Source organism: Streptomyces sp. CA189, from assembly GCF_056428985.1.
Window position 1 is genome coordinate 22,605 of the sequence record NZ_JBWJVM010000010.1, and the last position, 17,702, is coordinate 40,306.

Below are 17,702 nucleotides of genomic sequence, written 5' to 3' on the forward strand. Positions count from 1 at the left end.
AGCGGGCGGGTGACCGTCGGGCCGGGGTTCACCAGGGCGGGCGGTAGCCCGTCGTCAGCTTCTCGCCGGAGTGGCGCCACTTGGGCTCCTGGTCGACGGTGTGCAGGGTGATCGCCCGGAGCCTGCGGATCAGCGCGCCGTACGCGCCGCTGGCCTTGGTGGAGACCGTCGCGCCCGGCGGCTTGTCCATGAACGGCATGAACTTGTCCGGGAAGCCCGGCATCGTGCAGGCGATGCAGATGCCGCCCACGTTCGGACAGCCGCCGATGCCGTTCATCCAGCCGCGCTTGGGCACGTTGCACTTGACCACCGGACCCCAACAGCCGATCTTCACCAGGCACTTGGGAGAGTCGTAGGTCTCCGCGAACTCGCCCTGCTCGTAGTAGCCGGCCCGGTCGCAGCCCTCGTGCACCGTGTTGCCGAACAGCCACGTGGGCCGCAGCTTGTCGTCCAGCGGGATCATCGGGGCGGAGCCGGCCGCCTGGTAGAGCAGGTAGGTCAGGGTCTCCGAGAAGTTGTCCGGCTGGATCGGACAGCCCGGCACGCACACGATCGGGATCCCGGCGTGCGACTTCCAGTCCCAGCCCAGGTAGTCGGGCAGGCCCATGGCGCCGGTCGGGTTGCCCTCCATCGCGTGGATGCCGCCGTACGTGGCGCAGGTGCCGATCGCCACCACGGCGAGGGCCTTGGGCGCCAGCCGGTCGATCCACTCGCTGGTGGTGATGGGCTGCCCGGTCGCCGGATCGTCGCCGAACCCGCACCAGTAGCCCTCGGCCTTGATCTTCTCGTTGGGGATGGAGCCCTCGACCACCAGCACGAAGGGGTCGATCTCGCCGCGCTCGCCCTTGAAGAACCACTCGATGAACGTGTCCGCGCCGCCGACGGGACCGCACTCGAAATCGATCAGCGGCCAGTGCACGGCGATCCGGGGCAGCCCCGGGAGCGTCCCCGTCACGATCTCCTCGATGCTCGGCTGCATCGCGGCGGTCAGGGACACGGAGTCGCCGTCACAGCTCAGGCCCGCGTTGATCCAGAGGATGTGGATCAGCGGATCGTCCGCCGCGGGGTTGTCCGCTGCCGGGTCGTCTGCCGCCGGGGCCGGCGTTGCTGCGTCCATGCGGAGGCCTCCTTGGGGAGGGGGAGGGAGAGGAGCGGCGGCGGTCGGGCCCGCAGGGGAGGCCCGTCACCGCGGGGGGCTCATCGGCCCCACCTTTCTTGCTAGCACCCGCCGGGGTCCGGTGCCCCGTCATGTACACCCGGTCCGGTGACGGGGTCCGGCCGCGCGGACGGCGGCGCACCGTGCCGGGCCGGTACGGCGCGCGCGAGGAGCGGCGGGGTCGCGCCGGGCCGCTCCTTGCGTACGAAGGCCCGCCGCAGCGCGTGGTACGGGGAATCAGGGTCGAAGAAGGTCCGCCGCATCCGCTCCAGCTCGGCCGCCCGGTAGGCGGCCAGCGGGCGCCGCGCCTCGTCGAGCTCACGGCGCGCCTTCTTCGCGGCGATCCGGGAGCCGGTGGCCGGGTGGCCGGCGAGCCGCGCGGCGAGCGCCGAAGCCCGGTCCGCGAAGTCCCCGGGCGGGCAGTCGACCGTACGGTCCACCAGACCGAGCCGCCGGGCCGCCGCGGCGCTCAGCGGCAGGGCCTCCGCGGCCAGGTGTTCCGCACCTGCCGAGCCGATCCGGCGCGGCAGGGTGTACGTCCAGAACTCCGATCCGTACAGGCCCATCAGCCGGTAGTGCGGATTGAGGACCACGCCGGAGCGGCACCACACCTCGTCGGCGGCGAGGGCCAGCATGGCTCCTCCGGCGGCCGCGTTGCCCCCCAGCGCGGAGATCACGAGCCGGTCGGTGGTGGTCAGGACGGCCTCCACCAGGTCGTCCATGGCGTTGATGTTGGCCCAGGACTCCTCGGCGGGATCGGGCGCGGCCTCGATCACGCCGAGGTGGATGCCGTTGGAGAAGAAGTCCCGGCCGCCGCCGAGCACGAGCACCGAGGTGGGGCGGGTGCACGCCGCGCGGTAGGCGTCCAGCAGACGCCGGCAGTGCGCGGTGCCCATCGCGCCGCCCGGGAAGGCGAACGACAGGAACCCGGCCCCGCCCTCCTCGTGGTAGCCGATGTCGGACCAGGCGCGGGTTCCCCGGTGGTCTTCCGCCGGGGCGGGAAGTTCCGGCAGCCCGGGCAGCAGGTCTCCGAGCGCGAGGGCGGCGGGGAGCTTGGGGGCGGCCGGTTCCCCCGGGGCGCGGTGGGCCCGCAGCTCCGGGATCCACACGGCCCCGTCGGTGGTGGCCCGGCAGACCGCCCCCGCCCGGGTGGCCAGCAGGTCCCCCGGGAGGCCGCGCAGCCGGTCCTCGCGGTGGCCGCCGTGCAGGTACCAGGTGGCGCCGAGCAGGTCGTCCCGTACGCCGGGCCGCGAGTCGGCCGCGCGCAGGGTGCGCAGCACCCGCCCGGTGTCGTCCCGGAGCCAGTCGATCCGGCGGTCGTCCTGGCGCACCAGGGGGCGCGCGAAGCCCTCGGTCTGCGGCACGGGGGTGTACGTTCCCGACGCGAAGCGGTCCACGGCGAGCAGGACGGCCGCCAGGGCCGCGTCGGCGACCTCGCCCCGGTACCAGGCGCTCTTGGACCCGGCCGGGTCCGGCCCGGGGCAGTCCACCGCGGCCCACACGTCCCCGGCGTCCATCTCCGCGTTGGCCTGCAGAACGGTGACGCCCCACCGCGGGGCACTGTCCAGCACCGCGCGGTCGAGCGAGGAGGGACCCCGGTCCCCGACCGGCCCGGGATGGATGATCAGGCAGGTGTGCGCGGACCAGACCTCCTCCGGCACGGCCGAGGTCAGCATCGGTGCGACGATCAGGTCCGGCCGGTGCCGGCGGACGGACCCGGCAAGGTCGACCCGGGGGAGCGCCAGCTCCACGGAGACGCTGTGGCCGTGATCGCGCAGCTCGGCGTGGACCCGCTGGGTGAGGCTGTTGAACGCGCTCGCGACGAGCAGGACGTGCACGGGGACTCCCTGCGACGGACCGGAGCCGCGGCACGGGGTGTCCGGCCGGATCGGCGGTGCGGGGCCGGTGCGTGACCGGCCGCCAGAGATGCTTCGCTACGCCCGGCGGTGAGCACGTGCAACCCGCGGCGGCTGTCACCCGTACGCGCCTTCCCGCAGGGCCGCTCGGCGGCAGGCGCCCGCGGCCGACGAGGGGGCGTCTACGGCCCGGCGATGCGGGTAGGCGCGGGATGCGGCGCCTGCTGCCGGGCAGCAGCGACGTGCGCAACGGGCACCACGGAGGGTGCCGACCGGCGTCGCCGCCGGTTCCCGGACGAACGATCGGACGCAGCATGACGCATCCCGAAGGCCGCCGGCCCGCCCGTCCCCATCCGGTACGAGGGGCGGGAGCGTCGATGGGGACACCGCCGAACGATCCGGTGCCACCCAACCCGACCCCCGCGCCGGGCCCCGGCCCGGGGCCGCGACCCGGGCCGCTGCCGGGACCGGTGCCGGCGCCCGGGCCGGATCCGGTGCCGCCGGCGCCTCCGCAGCCCGAACCCGATCCGCCGCCCGTACCGCGGCCCGATCGGCACCCTCCGCCGGGACCGCTCCCGGGCCCCGTGCCGGCACCGGAACCGGTCACGTGATCCGGTACACCGGTCACCTGGGCCGCGCCGGCTACGGCTCCTGGTTCCCGTAGCCCGTCCGGCCCTCCGGACATTCGTGCCGCTCCGGGGCCCCGCACGGCCCCGTGCCGTGGGAGGGTGGGAGGGATGGACCAGCCTGGTTCCGTCGCTTTGAGCCTCCGCCGACCCGCCGTCCTGCCGGGCGGGCCGCGGCACGCCTGTCCGGTGCCTTCGCGGCTTCGAACGCCGGACCTGTCCACGGCATCCGCCGTGCTCCGGACCCCCGCGGACCCACGGGCCCCCGGCTCTCCGGGCTGCCACCCCTATCAGGGGACGCCCGATGAAGCCCTTCCCACGCACGTCCAGTTCCTGGGTCCGCTCGCCATCCTCACGCTGTGCCCCGACGGCCGGGCGGAGCCCGCCGCAGGCGACGCGGAAGCGATCGGGCGCGCGCTGGCCGTCCTGCCGCCCCTGGTCCGCTTCCTGGTCCTGGACGTCGGCCGGTTCGCCGATGGCGAATCCGCCGTCCTGGTGGAGCTCGTACGCGCCTGGACGGTACGGCGTGCCGCCCACCTGACCACCATCGGCGTCCGGACCCCCGGTTCCGCCGCCTCCCGCTACGCACCCCCTCCGGCCCTGGGCCCGGACGCCGAGAACGCCACGCTGCGCGGCAGCCTCGACGCCCGGGTCCTGTGGTGGCGCGCGGAGGGCATCCGCCGGGCCCGCGCCGACGACGGACACCCCTGTCCCGGGACGTGACCTGCCGGTGCGGGTGCGTGCGTGGGCGGACCCGGTGTGGATACGGCCTGCGGCATGCTCGCCGCCACCGCGTCGCTCCGGCCCCACGAGGCGGAGCTGCACCTGTGCGCCTACGCCGCACGGCGCCGACTGCGGCCCGCCGAGGCCGCCGAGCGGCTCGTACGGCGCGCGATCCGCCCGGAGGACGTACTGGCGGAGGCCTTCGAGGGGGAGTAGCGCGCCGGGACGGGAGGCGGGCGGACTCACATGTGGGGCTGGTTGTAGTACCGGGCGAACTGCTCCAGATAGCTGGGCCCGGTGTCGTACTTCGACTCGTCGAACTCCGGTGCGTTCTTGATCTGTTCCTTGCTCCTGTTGACGTGGACGGTCTGCTCGACCGTGTCGATCCGCGTGATGACGCCGGCCGGGAGCAGGACGTGCTTGCTGAAGATCCACATCCCGGTATCGACGACGATGAGGGAGGCGCCGACCTCCTCGGAGTGCTTGTCGACCTTTCCGATGCTGCCGTCGGTGGCCTCGACCTTGTAGCCGACGAGGTCGATCCCCTTGGCATAGCCGGTGGTGTCTTCGTGGCCCCAGATGTCTTGCCCGCTCATGGTTCCGAGCCTCTCCGTGCGTGGCCTTTCCTTCTCCCGCGCCTTCCCGGAAAGGGTCCGCGTACGCCCCGCCCGGCGGTCGCGCGCTTCCCGGCGCCCGTACGGCCGTCGCCGTCCCGTGACGACACGACGGAATGCGGCCCCCGTCGCAGCCATGAGGCCGAGGCCGCATCCCGCACCGGGCGCCTACCCGGCCGCGCGCGGCCGACGCCTGGGCGGTGCGGTGAGTGCACGTCGGTTTGCGGAGCCCGGAGCGGGGCAGCCGCCCGTGCGGGACTTCCGTCGAGCGAGGAGGAGGACGGCCATGGACGAGCAGGGTGGCGCAGGAGGAGTACCGCTGGAAGGAGAGGGGAAACGGGACAGGCGCCGCAAGGCGCACGCCGAGCGCCGCGACGACAGGACCACGCCGGCGGCCGACACGGACGAAGCCAGCCGTCTGGACCGTCCCCAGCAGCCCGAGAAGCCGGACGGGAAGGGCACCCGGTGGGTGGGCCCGCGCGGTGAGTGAGGCCGGGTCGCACCTGGGCGCCCGCGGGGCGGGCGTGCCATGCTCAAGATGTGAAGGGCGATGCCGCACCGGTGGGTGAGGGCGCCGCACCCGAGGTGGTGGCGCTCGCCAGGGTGGTGGCCAGACTCCACTCCGAAGTCGTGGACCTGGAAGGGGTCGCCGCCACCACGGCCGTCGTCGAGCGGGCCAAGGGCGTAGTGATGGCCCAGGCGGGAGTCTCCGCCGGCGAGGCGTACGAGCTGCTTCTCAAACGGGCCGGCCGGCGCGGCCGCACCCTCATGGAGGAGTGCTGGCTCACGCTGGGACAGGTCCGTGTGCGCCGACAGCCGGGGACCGCCCGGATCTCCCTGCCCACAGCTTCGGCCACGGGCCCGAAGAAGGGCCCGGGCGCGGAGAAGGAGCCGGACCCGGAGAAGGAGCCGGGCGTCTCGGCGTTCAGCAGGCGGCGCTATCTCGCCGGCCGCCACCACGGTGCGGCCGAGCTCAGTGCGCTCCTGGCACGGGTGGCCGACGGGCTGGCCGTGGCGCACGGCGGCGACGACATCGCGGAGCTGTTGGTGACCGTGCTCGGCGGGGCCACCGACGTGGACGCGGTGATGATCTACGCCGTGGCCGCCGCCGGAAGCCTGGACCTGACCGGAAGTGCCGGAATCGACGAGGCGCTGGCCGAGCAGTGGCGCCACATTCCTCCACTGAGCGGGGTCGCCGGCCTCGAAGCGATCGCCGGCCGCCGCGCCCTCTGGCTGGAGGACCCCGAGCAGGATGCCCGGCGCTATCTGCTGATCGGGGACCCGCCGGAGCGGTGGCCTTCGCGAGCCTGGATCCCGGTGCCCGGCGACGGACCTCCGATCGCGGCCGTCGGGTTCCTGCGCACACGGCCCGGCCCCTTCGCCGCCGACACCCGGGCGTTGCTGCGCCAGGCGACCCGGCTGTGCGCGGGGCCCTTGGGGGCTCGGGAACGAGCCCCCGCGGACGGCGTGGGGTCCGACGGCGAGTACGCGGCGTCCGTCCAGCTGATCCTGGACACCATGAGCGGACCCGCGACCCTGCTCACCCCCCTGCGCTCGGAGGCGGGGGAGGTGGAGGACTACCGCATCGACGCGGCCGCGCCCGAGTCCGTGGACGTCGCCGGCCGGCGGGGCAAGGAGCTCGTGGGCCGCCGGATCCTGGAGACGTACCCCACGGTGGCGGGCACCGCGCTCTGGGAGGGCTACCTCAAGACGCTCACCACCGGAACCAGGTACGAAGGGGAGCCCTTCACCTACGAGGAAGTGATCGCCGGCGTCCCCCGGCAGTCCGTCTACTCGGTCCGGGCGTCCCGGCTCGGAGACCACCTGGTCGTGTCCTGGGTCTGCCACGACGGCAGCCAGCGCGAGACGCGCCGGCTGGCCGACATGCAGCGCCTCGGCAACCTGGGCTGGGCGGACTGGAACCTGGTCACCGACACCGTCAGCTGGTCCGAGCAGGTCTATGCCATCTTCGGACGGGATCCGGCCCGGGGCCCGATGACGCTGGAGGAGCTGCCGCGCCACCTCGTCCCCGACGACCTTCCGCAGCTCGGTGCCGCCGTCGAACGGCTGCTGAGCGAGGGGGAGGCCATCGACCAGCCGTTCCGGATCACCACCGCGCGGGGAGTCCGGCACCTGCGGATCGTCGCCGAGGCGCAGACGGACGCCGACGGCATCCCCGTCGAGGTGCACGGCTTCTTCCAGGACCTGACCGCGCAGCACGACGTGGAAGTCGCGCTGCGCGAGAGCGAGCGGGCCGTCCTCCTCCAGCGGGGCATGCTCCAGGCCGAACGCGCGCTCGCCGCACGCCTCCAGGACACCCTGCTGCCGATCCCCGAACAGTCCCTGGAACTGGCGGGCCTCTGCATCGACGTGGCCTACGTCCCCGCGGACAGCGGGATCAACGTCGGCGGCGACTGGTACAGCGCCATCGAACTCCCCGACGAGAGCGCTCTGTTCGTCGTCGGAGACGTGGCCGGACACGGTCTGGCCGCCGTCGGGACCATGGCCCAGCTCCGGTTCACCACCAAGGGCATGACGGTCACCGGGTCGGCCCTGCCCGATGTCCTGCGCCGACTCAACACCCTGCTGCTGCACAGCGGTTCGGACCCGTCGGGGACTGCCACTGCCACCGCCACCATGGTCATGGCCCGCTACCAGCCCTGGGACCGGCGGCTGATCTGGGTACGGGCAGGCCACCTGCCGCCCCTGCTGATCCGCGGCGGCCGGGCGGAGTTCCTCGAACAGCCGCAGGGCGCCCTGCTCGGTGCGACCTTCGAAGCCTCCTACGAGCAGGCCGTCATCGACCTGCTGCCCGGCGACCGCCTGCTGCTCTACACCGACGGGTTGGTGGAGGAGCCGGGCGAGAACATCGAAGCCGGACTCGACCGCCTCGTGGCGACGGCCCTGCGACTCCTCGGGGAGGGCCACGGCGAAACCCTCGCCCGCCGGCTCGCCGCGCTGTCCGCGACCCATCGCGACGACATCTGCGTCCTGGACATTCACGTTCCGGACGCGGATCTCCAAGACGCGGATGTTCCGTAGAAAAAGGGGGTCATCCTTCGCCTATGTGGGTATATCCCTCCGGGAAGACCACGACGGTTCTCGCCGCCCCGCTCAGGGGCGGCCGGTACCCACCAGCCCGTCGGAGGAACTCATGGCACCCGTTTCCGGCGACATCATGGATCCGTTCCGCGTCGAACTCCGTGGCCAGACGCCAGACCTCCCCGAGGACCCGCTCACCGTCAGTACCGGCGAGGCGCGGACGCTGTCCATCGCGCTCTTCCGGCGGCTGAAGGAGCTGCGCGAGGGGACGGCCGAGTACTCGTACGTGCGCAATACGCTCGTCGAGCTCAACCTCAGTCTGGTGAAGTACGCGGCCCGCCGGTTCCGCAACCGCTCGGAGCCGCTGGAGGACATCGTCCAGGTCGGCACGGTAGGCCTGATCAAGGCCATCAACCGGTACGACGTCGAGCGCGGGGTCGAATTCACCACGTTCGCCATTCCGACCATCACCGGCGAGATGAAGCGGTTTTTCCGCGACACGAGCTGGTCCGTGAAGGTCCCGCGGCGGCTCCAGGAACTCCGGCTCGACATCGCCAAAACCCACGACGTGCTCGAACAGCGACTGGGACGGCACCCGACCGACCCCGAACTGGCAGAGCACCTCGGCATCAGCACGGAGGCGCTCGACGAGGGCCGCCGGGCGGCCAACGGTTACGTGGCGGGATCGCTGGACGCCCCGGTGGGACCCGAGGCGGACGGCGGCACCCGGGGGTGGCCGCTGGGGGAGGAAGAGGCGGCGTACGACCTCATCGAATGCCTGGAGACGTTGAAACCCCTGCTCGCCACGCTCAGTGACCGCGACCGGCTGATCCTCTCGCTGCGCTTCGGTGAGGAGCTGAACCAGGCCGAGATCGGCGCCCGGCTGGGGCTCTCCCAGATGCACGTCTCACGGCTGCTGAGCCGCATCATGGCCAGGCTGCGGACCGGGATGCTGGTGGACGTGGACGAGGACGACGAGGACGAGAAGGCCCCGGAGGGTGCGACCGCGGAGCAGCTGCGGACGCGCGCGCCGGCCGGCTCCGAGGCGTAGGGCCCAGCGCTGAGCAGGTGATGCTGAGCAGGTGATGCCGGGCCCTGGTGTCCGGCGTCACCGGCACGCTCAGCCACCCGGGTGGGGAGACCTGCCCGGCCACCGCGAGGGCGCCTCCGCGTTCCCCCGGAGGGCCTGAGGAGTGGCGACCTCCACCCATACGCACTTCCCGCCGGCCACGGGATCCGCCCCCCACGCGTGGGCCAGCCGCTCGACGATGAGCAGCCCGTGGCCGCCGGGCCGGGCCGGATCGGCGGGGAATTGGAAGACGGGCACGGCAGGACTGCCGTCCGTGACCTCGATGCGCAGCCGCTCGGCGGTGCAGTGCAGCAGCAGAGAGCTGGGCCCGCCCGCGTGCATGCAGGCATTGGCCACGACTTCGGACACGAGGAGCAGGACGTCGCCTGCGGTTTCGGCGGCCTCGTCCTCAGTGCTGTTCCCGCTCCCGGTCCCGTTTCCGCTGCCGGCCTCCGGCAGCCACTGCCATTCGGTCAGGGCCCGGCGGGTGAAGTCGCGGCACCGGCCGACGACATCCGTGGTGCCGTGCAACAGAAGACGCCGGGACCACTCGGGTGACCGGCGCTCGCTCATCCGTGCTCCTCCGCTACGCGCACCGGCGACTCGCCAGTGCCGCCTCCACATCGGGGTGCTGCGGGAAGAGCCCGTCGGCGCCCGTGATGTGGAACATGCGTGCGACCGGCCGGTGCAGGCCGATCAGTTCGAGGCTGCCACCGGATTCCCGGGCCGCGAGCCGACTGTGCAAGAGCACGTTCAATCCCGTGGAATCACAGAAATCCAGCCCGCTGACATCGACCAGCAGGCGTCGCCCACCACCTGCCCGGGCGGCTTCGAGGGCCGTGCGCAAGGGCTCGGCGGTGTCGTGGTCGAGCTCACCGGCCAAGGTCAGGACGGTGGCCCCGTCGAGGGGGCGTACGTCGACCGCGAAGCGGTCATCGTCCGCCGAGGGCATCAGGCACCCCCTTCCCCCGGTGGTTTCGGGTCTCGATACCGGATACGTCTCGCGCCTACCCCGTCATGGGGCGTCAAACCCGGGCGGGGCGAGGCCGATGGGGAAGAGGGCGAGGGAGTCGGTGATCTCCAGCAGGCGGAGCACCTGGGCGCTCGGCGCGGCCAGGCGCAGGGTGTGACCGGATTCCAGCGCCTGCAGGCGGGCCCGGAGCAGCAGGTTCAGTCCGGTCGAATCACAGAAGGTGAGACCGCTGAGATCGACGACGATGTCGGCGGGGCCATCCGCGCGGGTCACCGCTTCGAGCAGCAGGGCGCGCACCTCGTCCACCCGGCTGATGTCCATCTCGCCGGACAGGCGGACCACCACGGTCCCCCGCGCAGCCGCCTCCGTGGGTGACGGAGGCGGCTGCGCGGGGTCGGACTCTTCGGGCTCTTCGGGCATCCTCAGTGCTGTCCCTTGGCCTTCTTCATCTTGTCCTTGGCCTGGGAGGCCATTTCCTCGGCCTTACCGGCCATCCGCTCGGTGCTTCCCTCCGCTTGCATGCGCGTGTCGTCCATCGCGCTGCCGAGGTTCTCCTTGAGCTTTCCCTTGGCCTGCTTCGCCTTTGCCTTTGCCTTGCCCATGACCGGCGTTCCTTCCTGAGGGGGTGCGGGTGGTGCTGCTGCCACCATGCGTCAGGGGGCGTCGGCCTGCAAGATGTGGCGAATTGCCCGAAATCGCAGCCGCCCTATGGATGTGGAGCGGCCGAAGCGAACCCGATGCATTCGACATCGATCTGATCGGCGAGTTCGGTCAGTACGTTCGCCAAGTCCCGGACGGTCTGCTCGTCGCCGCGCATGTCTCCGGTGTGCTCCGATTCCAGCCAGTCGGCCGCGAGGCCGCGCAGGAGGCCGGTGACGTGATCGGCGGGGATCAGCAGGACGCCGTCATCCGCGGGTATCAGCGGTATGGACATCTGGATCATGGAACCGTCTCCCGGGAAGCGTCCGTACGCGTCCGCGCTACCAATAGTGGCGCCGTCCTCCGACCGCGTGCCCGACCGAGCCGAGCACCCAAAGGACGACCCCGATGACGACCAGGATGATGCCCAGCGTCCACAGGATCGAAATGCCGAGGAGGTAGCCGATGATCAACAGGACGATGCCAAGCGCAATCATGATGTTCTCCCATCTCGCAGGCTGCTTCTGCCCCGATCCGGCGCCGGAATGCGCGCGTCGACGGCTCTGTCGCGCACCTGAAGTATCTTGACGTCAAGATTCATCTCGGGCAGGCTTCCGCTGGTATCTCGATATCGAGATACTTTGGCGGGGGGCTCGGAGGTACGGGATGCGGCGGCGCGGTACGGGGATCCGGAAGGGTTCGCAGGGGTGGCGGGGGCGGTCGGGGCCGGGGCAGGAGCCGCGACGGCCCGGGCTGGTGGCGCAGTTGCGGCGGCCGCCCGGGGGCCGGGACGCCCGGATCATGCTGCTCGCCCAGCTCCTCGACCGCACCGGCACGGGCGTGTGGGCCGCCGCCTCGGTCCTCTACTTCACCTTCGTCATAGGCCTGGACGCCGGCCGGGTCGGACTCCTGCTGGGCGCCGCGGCCGTGGCGGGCATCGTCGGCTCGCCCCTGGCGGGACACCTGGCGGGCCGCTTCCCGGTGCGGTCACTGCTGATCGGCTGTCACCTGCTGCGCCTCGGAACCCTCGGCGCACTGCTAGTGGTCACCCGCTTCGACGTGCTGCTGCCCCTGGTCGCCGTCACCTACCTCGGCGACCGGGCGGCCAAGGCGCTGGAGATGCTCTTCGCCACACGGGTGGCGGGGGAGCGGCGCGGCACCTATCAGGCGCTGTCGCGCAGTACGGCGAACGCCGGCTACGCGGTGGGCGCGGGCATCGCCGCGGCCGGTCTCGCGGTCGGGACCCCGGCGGCGTACCAGGCGCTGATCCTGGCCAACGCGCTGTCCTTCCTCGCGGCCGCCGAGCTGGTCCGGCGCACCCGGGAACCGCGGGCCGAGGGGCGGGTGGCCGCGGGCAGCGGGGATGCGGGCGCCGATGCGGCGACCGGGGGCGTGCCGACCGGGGGCGCGGAGGCCGGGGTTGTGACGACCGGGGCTGTGGCGGCCGGGGGCACGCCGACGCAGGGCCCGGCGTCGGAGGATGGCGCGGCGCCGGAGGAGGCGCCGACCGGCCGGACGCGGGCGCCGAGCCCGTGGCGGGACCGCGGCTACCTGCGCTTCGTCCTGCTGGACATCCCGATGCACCTCGACGACTCGGTCCTGGCCGTCGGCCTGCCGCTGTGGCTGGTGGTCCACACCGACGCACCGCACGCCTTGGTCCCGGCCTTCCTCGTCATCAACACCGTGCTGGTCGTCGTACTCCAGCTCCGCGTGTCGGCGAGGTTCGAGGAACCGCGCCGGGCCGCGTCGGCCGTCTCCGTGTACGGGCTGACGATGCTCGCGTGCTGCACCCTCCTGGCCCTCACCGCGGGGGCCGGAGCCTTGGCCGCGTCGGTGGTCCTGCTCGTCGCGGCGGTCCTGGTGACGGTGGCGGAGCTGCTGCGGTCGGTGAGTTCCTGGGAACTGGCGGTCTCGCTCGCCCCCGAGGAGGCGCGGGCCTCGTACCTGGGAGTGGCGGGCATGGCCCAGTCCGTTCAGAAGTCCGCCGGTCCACTGCTCCTGACCGGCGTGGTGATGACGGCAGGCCCGGCGGGCTGGCTGGCCCTCGGCGCGGGGATCGCGGCCCTGTCGGTGGTCCAGCGGCGCTCCGCCGTCCGCCGTCTGGACTCCGTACCCGCCCCGCCCGTACCCGCCCCGCCCGCTCCCGCCGCGCGCGTACGGGTGCGGATCAGGCCTGGGCGGCCGGACCGTCCATCGTCCAGGCGGAGTTGTGCGCGGTGAACCCGATGTGCGGGTAGTAGTTCACGGCCGCCGGGGCCGCCAGCAGGATCAGCTTGGCCTGGGGCGCGGCCTCCCGGGTGGCCCGGATGAGGTCCTTGCCCACCCCCTTGCCCTGGTACGCCGCGTCGACGGCGAGGTCGCTGAGGTACGTGGAGTACGCGCCGTCGGTGATCGAGCGGGAGATGCCGATGAGGCGGCCGTCATCGTCGCGGGCGACGATGACGAGGTTGGCGCCGGCCAGCATCCGGGTGAATCGCTGGGTGTCCTCCACGGGGCGGCGTTCGGCGAGGGTGGACGCCCGGTACAGCGCGGCCGCCTCCGCCACGTCGAGGGCGCTGCCGATGACCTGTTCACACTTCCACATGCTGGTACAGCTCCTTGCTGGATTCCTCGCCGAGGTGTCGGTCGAGTCGTTCGCTGAGTTCTTCGAGCCGGGACTTGAGGTGGTTCCGGTTGGCGAGGAACCGCCGGGGGTCGAGGAGGCCGGCGGGGACGGTGACCCCGCGGGCCGCCAGGGCGTCGGCCAACGGAATCTTTGTACGCCAGGTTTCGTCGGCGGCCGCCTGGACCAGCCGGTACGCGTGCTCGCGTTCCGCGCCGTCGGCGACGAGGCCGAGGAACACCTCGGAGGAGTGGACGAGGCCGTGGGTCTCGTCGATGTTGCGGGCCATCCGCTCGGGGAAGACCTCCAGGCCCCGGATGAGGGTCGCGGCCGAGACCAACTGATAGTGCGCGATCGTCAGGCTGTCCGGCAGGACGATCCGCTCCACCGAGGAGTGCGCCAGGTCCCGTTCGTGCCACAGCGCGATGTTCTCGTACGCGGCGCCCGCGTTGGCCCGCAGGACCCGGGCCAGTCCGCACAGCCGCTCGCTGGCCGTCGGATTCCGCTTGTGCGGCATGGCGCTGGAGCCCTGGTACGCGCTGGTGCGGGGCTCGTCGACCTCGCGCACCTCCGTGCGCTGGAGCATCCGCATCTCCAGGGCGAACTGCTCCACGACGGCGCCGGTGACGGCGGGCGCGGACAGCAGCTCGGCGTGCCGGTCGCGGGCGACCACCTGGGTCGGGATCGGTTCGACCCCCAGCCCCAGTTCCCCGCACACGTACTCCTCCACTCGCGGGGAGATGTGGGAGTAGGTTCCGACGGGGCCCGAGAGGGTCCCCACGGCCACCGCAGTACGGGCATCCGCCAGCCGGGTCAGGCAGCGGCTCATGGCCTGGGCGTGGACGGCCAGTTTCTGTCCGAAGCCGGTCGGCTCGGCGTGGATCCCGTGGGTACGGGCGATGCACACGGTGTCCCAGTGCTCCAGGGCGCGGTCCGTCAGGATCCGGGTGAAGGAGCGGGCCGCGTCCAGGACGAGGTCCATGGAGCGGGCGAGCAGGTACCCCTGCGCGGTGTCGACGAGGTCGTAGCTGGTCATGCCGTGATGGACCCAGCACGCCGATCGGGCCGGCATCGTCTCCGTGTAGGCGGCCAGGAACGCGAGGATCTCGTGGTCGCGGTCGGCCTCCAGCTCCCGGATCCGCGCGACGAGAGGCACCGGAGCCCGCCGGATGTCGGCCAGGGCCCCGTCCGGGACGACTCCGAGCCCGGCCTGCGCGGTGCTGGCCAGCACTTCGACCCGGACCCACGTCTCGTACGTGGACTCCGCGGTCCACAGTGCCGCCATCTCCGGCAGCGCATAGCGCTGGATCAAGGCACACCCCTTCCCGTTGCCCGAGGGCGCACCGTTTCCGCGCCCCGTACGGTAATAGATGAAGGGGGTGATTGGCTATTACCGGATGGATGAGGGTCCCGGCGAGAGGGGGAGGCGGCGCTCCAGGACCGCGGCCACGCCGTGCTCGTCGTTGCTGGTGCTGATCTCGTCGGCGACCGCCTTGGGGCTGTCGTGGGCGTTGGCCGTGGCGCCCCACCATGAGTTTCCCGACCGGCCGGTCCCGGAGCCGGCCGACGTTCCGGACCCGCCGCGTCACGGCCGCATCCATCGGCGGCAGCGGGAACCCGGGGCCCGCCGGGATGGGATCGGGCCGCCCGCGTCTTCGGCGTCTGCCCGGCGGACGGCCCGTGCGGCCCGGCTCGCGACGACTCCGGCACCGGCGGAGCCGCGGCCGAGATCGTGTTTCCGGCTCCTTTAGAACCAGGTGAGGGTGAGGGGGAAGGTGGTGGTGGCGGTGGCCGTGGTGGTGTCGGTGGCGGTGGCGGTGATCTGGAGGGTTCCGGTGGCCCAGGGTTTGCCGGTGATGCGGCCGGTGGCGGCGTCGAGGGTGAGGCCCCAGGGGAGTCCGGTGGCGGAGTAGCGGACGGGGGGTTTCCCGCCCGTGGTGGTGAGCTGGATGGTGCAGCTCTGGTTGAACTTGCAGGACTGCGGGCCGGGGTTGGCCAGCTTCAGCGCGGCCGAGGTCGGAGTCGGGGTCGGTGTGGGGGTCGGAGTCGGTGTGGGGGTCGGCGTCGACGTGGGCGTGGGGGTCGGCGTGGGGGTGGGCGTGGGTGTCGGCGTGCCGCCGCAGCCCGGCGTGGCCTCCGGGGGCAGCGGGACGCGCCAGATCTGGGTGTCGTTCTCCGAGCCGACGAGCAGGCTGGTGCAGTCGAGGTACGTCACCGTCTCGCCCTGCGACTGCGCGGGCAGGGCCACGTCGGCGAGCTTGGTGCCCGCGGTGTCGTACACGGAGGCCGTGTTGGCCCCCAGCGGACCGCCGCTGCGCAGGGCGTACGAGGCCCCCGACGGGGAGAACGCGCCGTCGGTGGCGAACACCGGGCCCGGCCGGACGGCGGTCAGGGAGCCGAGTTGCCCGGGCACCGGAGGCAGCGGGGCCTGGTACAGCTGACCGGCCGCTCCGATGAGTTTGCTCGCGATGTGGATCCGGCCGGTGACGGGATCGGCGAGCAGGGATTCGGCGTCGTGCTTCCCGTCGGCGTAGGCGAACCGGTACGTCACGGGGGTCACCGAGGCGTTGGCGAGCTGGTCGGGCTCGGCGAAGGAGTGCACGGTGATCTCGGCGCGGCTGCCGAAGTTGTCGCCGATGTCGCCGACCAGGATCGTGGGGCGGCCCGCGGAGTCCTTGCCGACGGCCAGCCCCTCCCAATCGGTGTTGGCGACCCCGGAGACGGCGTACGTGGCCTTGAGCAGGCCGGTGGCGCCGCTGCAGTCGATGGCGAAGACCTGGTTGGTGTTCCCGCTGTCGTTGACGGCGTAGAAGACGCCGGGGTGCTTGCGGCTCATGGCGAGCCCGCTGATCTCGGCCATGCCTCCGGGGAGGGTGCACTGGCGCTCGGGAGCCGCGGCGGTGCCGGTCAGGGGTGCGGTCGCAGGGGTCGCGGTGGCGGCGGCGGGCCCGGCGGCGGGTCCGGTCAGCCAGGCCGCGGCCGGCAGGACCGCGGCGAGGGTCACGGTGGCGAGGGCGGCTGCCCGCGGGGGTGTGAGGAGTAGTCGTAACATGCCCACCATGTGAGGGGGTGTCAGGTTCCGGCGCCAGGGTCAATCACCCCCCGTTTGAGCATCGTTCAATGCCGGGCGGGCATGTCCGGGCTGCCGAGCGGTGCCCTTCGGCCGGCCCGCGCGGGACGCGCGGCCCGCGCGGCCGGGGGCGGTCACCGGGAGGGTTCGCGCACGGGTGCCTTGTGCCGGGCGTGCGCGATGAAGGCGCGGGCCGCGCGGCTCAGCGGCCGCCGGGCGTGCGCGATGCCCACCGGGCGCAGCAGGGGCGGGGTGAAGGAACGTATCTCCGCCCGGCTGCCGAAGGCCCGCGCGACCACGTCGCGGTACCAGATGAGGGAGCCGCGGCCGTCGGTCACCCCCGTCACCCAGCCGAGGCGTTCGTCGACCTCCAGGCAGGGCACCGGGCGCACGCCCAGACAGCTGAACATGGCCTCCATCTCGGTGCGCCGGCCGGTCCCCGGGGTGGGCAGCACCATGGGCAGCCCGTCGAGCGCGCGGAACGGCAACGGGTCGGGCAGTGCGGACCCGACGGGGGAGATGAGCACCACCTCCCGCTCCTGGATGTGGTGGGTGGAGAGCTCCTTGTCGAGGGGGAGATCCACGAGTGCCAACTCGGCCCGGCCCTGCGTCAGTTCCTGCACCACGGCCTCGCGGCTGTCGTACTGGTGGAGTCTGACGTCGAGACCGGGGTGCCGCTCCGTGAAGGTATGCACCAGCTCGGAGGCCAGATCGAGGGCCAGGGTGGGGGTGGTGACCATGGACAGGGCGGCCCTGGCGCCCAGTCCGTGGGGAGTGCCGATGTCGTCGATGGCCTCCACCGCGTCGAGCACGGTGCGGGCCAGCCGGACGACCCGGGCCCCTTCCGGTGTGAGGTCCACCCCCCTTCCCCGGCGGGCGAGGAGATCGACGCCGAGGTCGCGCTCCATGGCCTGGACGGCACGGGACAGGGCGGACTGGGCGACGAAGACGGAGGCCGCCGCGCCGGTGATGGAACGGCAGTCGGCGACGGCGACGAGGTAGCGGAGCTGGGCGAGGGTGGGGGTCATGACCGGACGGTAACCGGGCAAGGGTGAGCCTGTAAGACTGCGTCAGGTGAACAACCGTCAAGCTTCGCAAAGGTGTTCATGCCGGACCGGTGACAACTCATACCCATGCGGCATGAGCCCGCGCCGCTGCGGTACGCCGGCCGGTGGGCCCGGGGCGGGCCGCCCGAGCGCAACGCCGCAGGCCATGGCCTCGGAGGGGGCGCGCCGACGGCGTGGCCGGGGGGCCGCCCGGATGGGTGAGGCCCGTCCGCGGTGCGAAGTGAACGGCTCCGGATGACCGTTGACAGTGCAGGGCCGCGACCGC

General features: G+C 72.7%; 19 protein-coding genes. 6 read left to right on the forward strand and 13 right to left on the reverse strand.

The window, feature by feature from the left end; all coding sequences use genetic code 11:
* Positions 1 to 28: 28 nt before the first annotated feature.
* Both AC061S_RS10840 and AC061S_RS10845 read right to left on the reverse strand, forming a co-directional pair.
* On the reverse strand, positions 29 to 1,117 hold the full coding sequence (locus AC061S_RS10840) for an NADH-quinone oxidoreductase subunit B family protein (RefSeq protein WP_478685661.1): 1,089 nt from the start codon (positions 1,115 to 1,117) through the stop codon (positions 29 to 31).
* A 101-nt stretch (positions 1,118 to 1,218) separates the two neighbouring features.
* Positions 1,219 to 2,994: an enoyl-CoA hydratase-related protein gene (locus AC061S_RS10845; protein ID WP_478685662.1), complete on the reverse strand. Its 1,776-nt coding sequence runs from the start codon at positions 2,992 to 2,994 to the stop codon at positions 1,219 to 1,221.
* A gap of 878 nt (positions 2,995 to 3,872) precedes the next feature.
* Here AC061S_RS10845 and AC061S_RS10850 point away from each other — a divergent pair.
* Together AC061S_RS10850 and AC061S_RS10855 are read left to right on the forward strand one after the other, a co-directional pair.
* Positions 3,873 to 4,361, forward strand: a complete 489-nt coding sequence (locus AC061S_RS10850; protein WP_478685663.1) for a hypothetical protein — start codon at positions 3,873 to 3,875, stop codon at positions 4,359 to 4,361.
* 54 nt (positions 4,362 to 4,415) lie between these two features.
* Positions 4,416 to 4,577, forward strand: coding sequence for a hypothetical protein (locus tag AC061S_RS10855; protein WP_478685664.1), 162 nt, complete (start codon positions 4,416 to 4,418; stop codon positions 4,575 to 4,577).
* A gap of 26 nt (positions 4,578 to 4,603) precedes the next feature.
* Here the strand turns inward: AC061S_RS10855 and AC061S_RS10860 are convergent, their stop codons facing one another.
* The gene (locus AC061S_RS10860) at positions 4,604 to 4,957 is read right to left on the reverse strand and encodes a PRC-barrel domain-containing protein (protein WP_478685665.1); all 354 of its coding nucleotides are present in this window, start codon (positions 4,955 to 4,957) and stop codon (positions 4,604 to 4,606) included.
* A gap of 304 nt (positions 4,958 to 5,261) precedes the next feature.
* Here AC061S_RS10860 and AC061S_RS10865 point away from each other — a divergent pair, with 304 nt between their 5' ends.
* The 3 genes from AC061S_RS10865 to AC061S_RS10875 all read left to right on the forward strand — a co-directional run bounded on the left by AC061S_RS10865 (position 5,262) and on the right by AC061S_RS10875 (position 9,068).
* A complete protein-coding gene (locus AC061S_RS10865) occupies positions 5,262 to 5,465 on the forward strand; it encodes a hypothetical protein (RefSeq protein ID WP_478685666.1) in 204 nt (67 codons plus the stop codon).
* A gap of 50 nt (positions 5,466 to 5,515) precedes the next feature.
* Positions 5,516 to 8,017, forward strand: coding sequence for a SpoIIE family protein phosphatase (locus AC061S_RS10870; protein WP_478685667.1), 2,502 nt, complete (start codon positions 5,516 to 5,518; stop codon positions 8,015 to 8,017).
* 112 nt (positions 8,018 to 8,129) lie between these two features.
* Positions 8,130 to 9,068, forward strand: a complete 939-nt coding sequence (locus AC061S_RS10875; RefSeq protein ID WP_478685668.1) for a SigB/SigF/SigG family RNA polymerase sigma factor — start codon at positions 8,130 to 8,132, stop codon at positions 9,066 to 9,068.
* Positions 9,069 to 9,137: 69 nt separating this feature from the next.
* Here AC061S_RS10875 and AC061S_RS10880 read toward each other — a convergent pair whose 3' ends face one another.
* From AC061S_RS10880 to AC061S_RS10905, 6 genes are all read right to left on the reverse strand, one after another.
* Positions 9,138 to 9,659: an ATP-binding protein gene (locus AC061S_RS10880; protein WP_478685669.1), complete on the reverse strand. Its 522-nt coding sequence runs from the start codon at positions 9,657 to 9,659 to the stop codon at positions 9,138 to 9,140.
* A gap of 13 nt (positions 9,660 to 9,672) precedes the next feature.
* The gene (locus AC061S_RS10885) at positions 9,673 to 10,038 is read right to left on the reverse strand and encodes an STAS domain-containing protein (RefSeq protein WP_478685670.1); all 366 of its coding nucleotides are present in this window, start codon (positions 10,036 to 10,038) and stop codon (positions 9,673 to 9,675) included.
* A gap of 63 nt (positions 10,039 to 10,101) precedes the next feature.
* Entirely contained in the window at positions 10,102 to 10,479 is a 378-nt protein-coding gene (locus tag AC061S_RS10890) for an STAS domain-containing protein (RefSeq protein ID WP_478685671.1), read from the reverse strand.
* A gap of 2 nt (positions 10,480 to 10,481) precedes the next feature.
* Positions 10,482 to 10,661 (reverse strand): CsbD family protein, encoded by a 180-nt coding sequence (locus tag AC061S_RS10895; protein WP_478685672.1) that lies wholly within the window; start codon positions 10,659 to 10,661, stop codon positions 10,482 to 10,484.
* 104 nt (positions 10,662 to 10,765) lie between these two features.
* Positions 10,766 to 11,002, reverse strand: a complete 237-nt coding sequence (locus tag AC061S_RS10900; RefSeq protein ID WP_478685673.1) for a DUF6213 family protein — start codon at positions 11,000 to 11,002, stop codon at positions 10,766 to 10,768.
* A 37-nt stretch (positions 11,003 to 11,039) separates the two neighbouring features.
* Entirely contained in the window at positions 11,040 to 11,195 is a 156-nt protein-coding gene (locus tag AC061S_RS10905; RefSeq protein WP_327250797.1) for a DUF6131 family protein, read from the reverse strand.
* A gap of 304 nt (positions 11,196 to 11,499) precedes the next feature.
* Here AC061S_RS10905 and AC061S_RS10910 point away from each other — a divergent pair, with 304 nt between their 5' ends.
* The gene (locus AC061S_RS10910; protein WP_478685674.1) at positions 11,500 to 12,918 is read left to right on the forward strand and encodes an MFS transporter; all 1,419 of its coding nucleotides are present in this window, start codon (positions 11,500 to 11,502) and stop codon (positions 12,916 to 12,918) included.
* Here the strand turns inward: AC061S_RS10910 and AC061S_RS10915 are convergent.
* The 4 genes from AC061S_RS10915 to AC061S_RS10930 all read right to left on the reverse strand — a co-directional run bounded on the left by AC061S_RS10915 (position 12,866) and on the right by AC061S_RS10930 (position 17,398).
* Complete coding sequence (locus tag AC061S_RS10915) at positions 12,866 to 13,282, reverse strand: GNAT family N-acetyltransferase (protein WP_478685675.1); 417 nt, start codon at positions 13,280 to 13,282, stop codon at positions 12,866 to 12,868. The genes AC061S_RS10910 and AC061S_RS10915 overlap by 53 nt on opposite strands.
* A complete protein-coding gene (gene purB, locus AC061S_RS10920; RefSeq protein ID WP_478685676.1) occupies positions 13,269 to 14,612 on the reverse strand; it encodes an adenylosuccinate lyase in 1,344 nt (447 codons plus the stop codon). The genes AC061S_RS10915 and purB overlap by 14 nt, the downstream gene beginning before the upstream one ends.
* 435 nt (positions 14,613 to 15,047) lie before the next feature.
* Positions 15,048 to 16,352, reverse strand: a complete 1,305-nt coding sequence (locus AC061S_RS10925) for a putative Ig domain-containing protein (protein ID WP_478685677.1) — start codon at positions 16,350 to 16,352, stop codon at positions 15,048 to 15,050.
* A 152-nt stretch (positions 16,353 to 16,504) separates the two neighbouring features.
* Positions 16,505 to 17,398, reverse strand: a complete 894-nt coding sequence (locus AC061S_RS10930; RefSeq protein ID WP_478685678.1) for a LysR family transcriptional regulator — start codon at positions 17,396 to 17,398, stop codon at positions 16,505 to 16,507.
* Positions 17,399 to 17,702 lie beyond the last annotated feature (304 nt).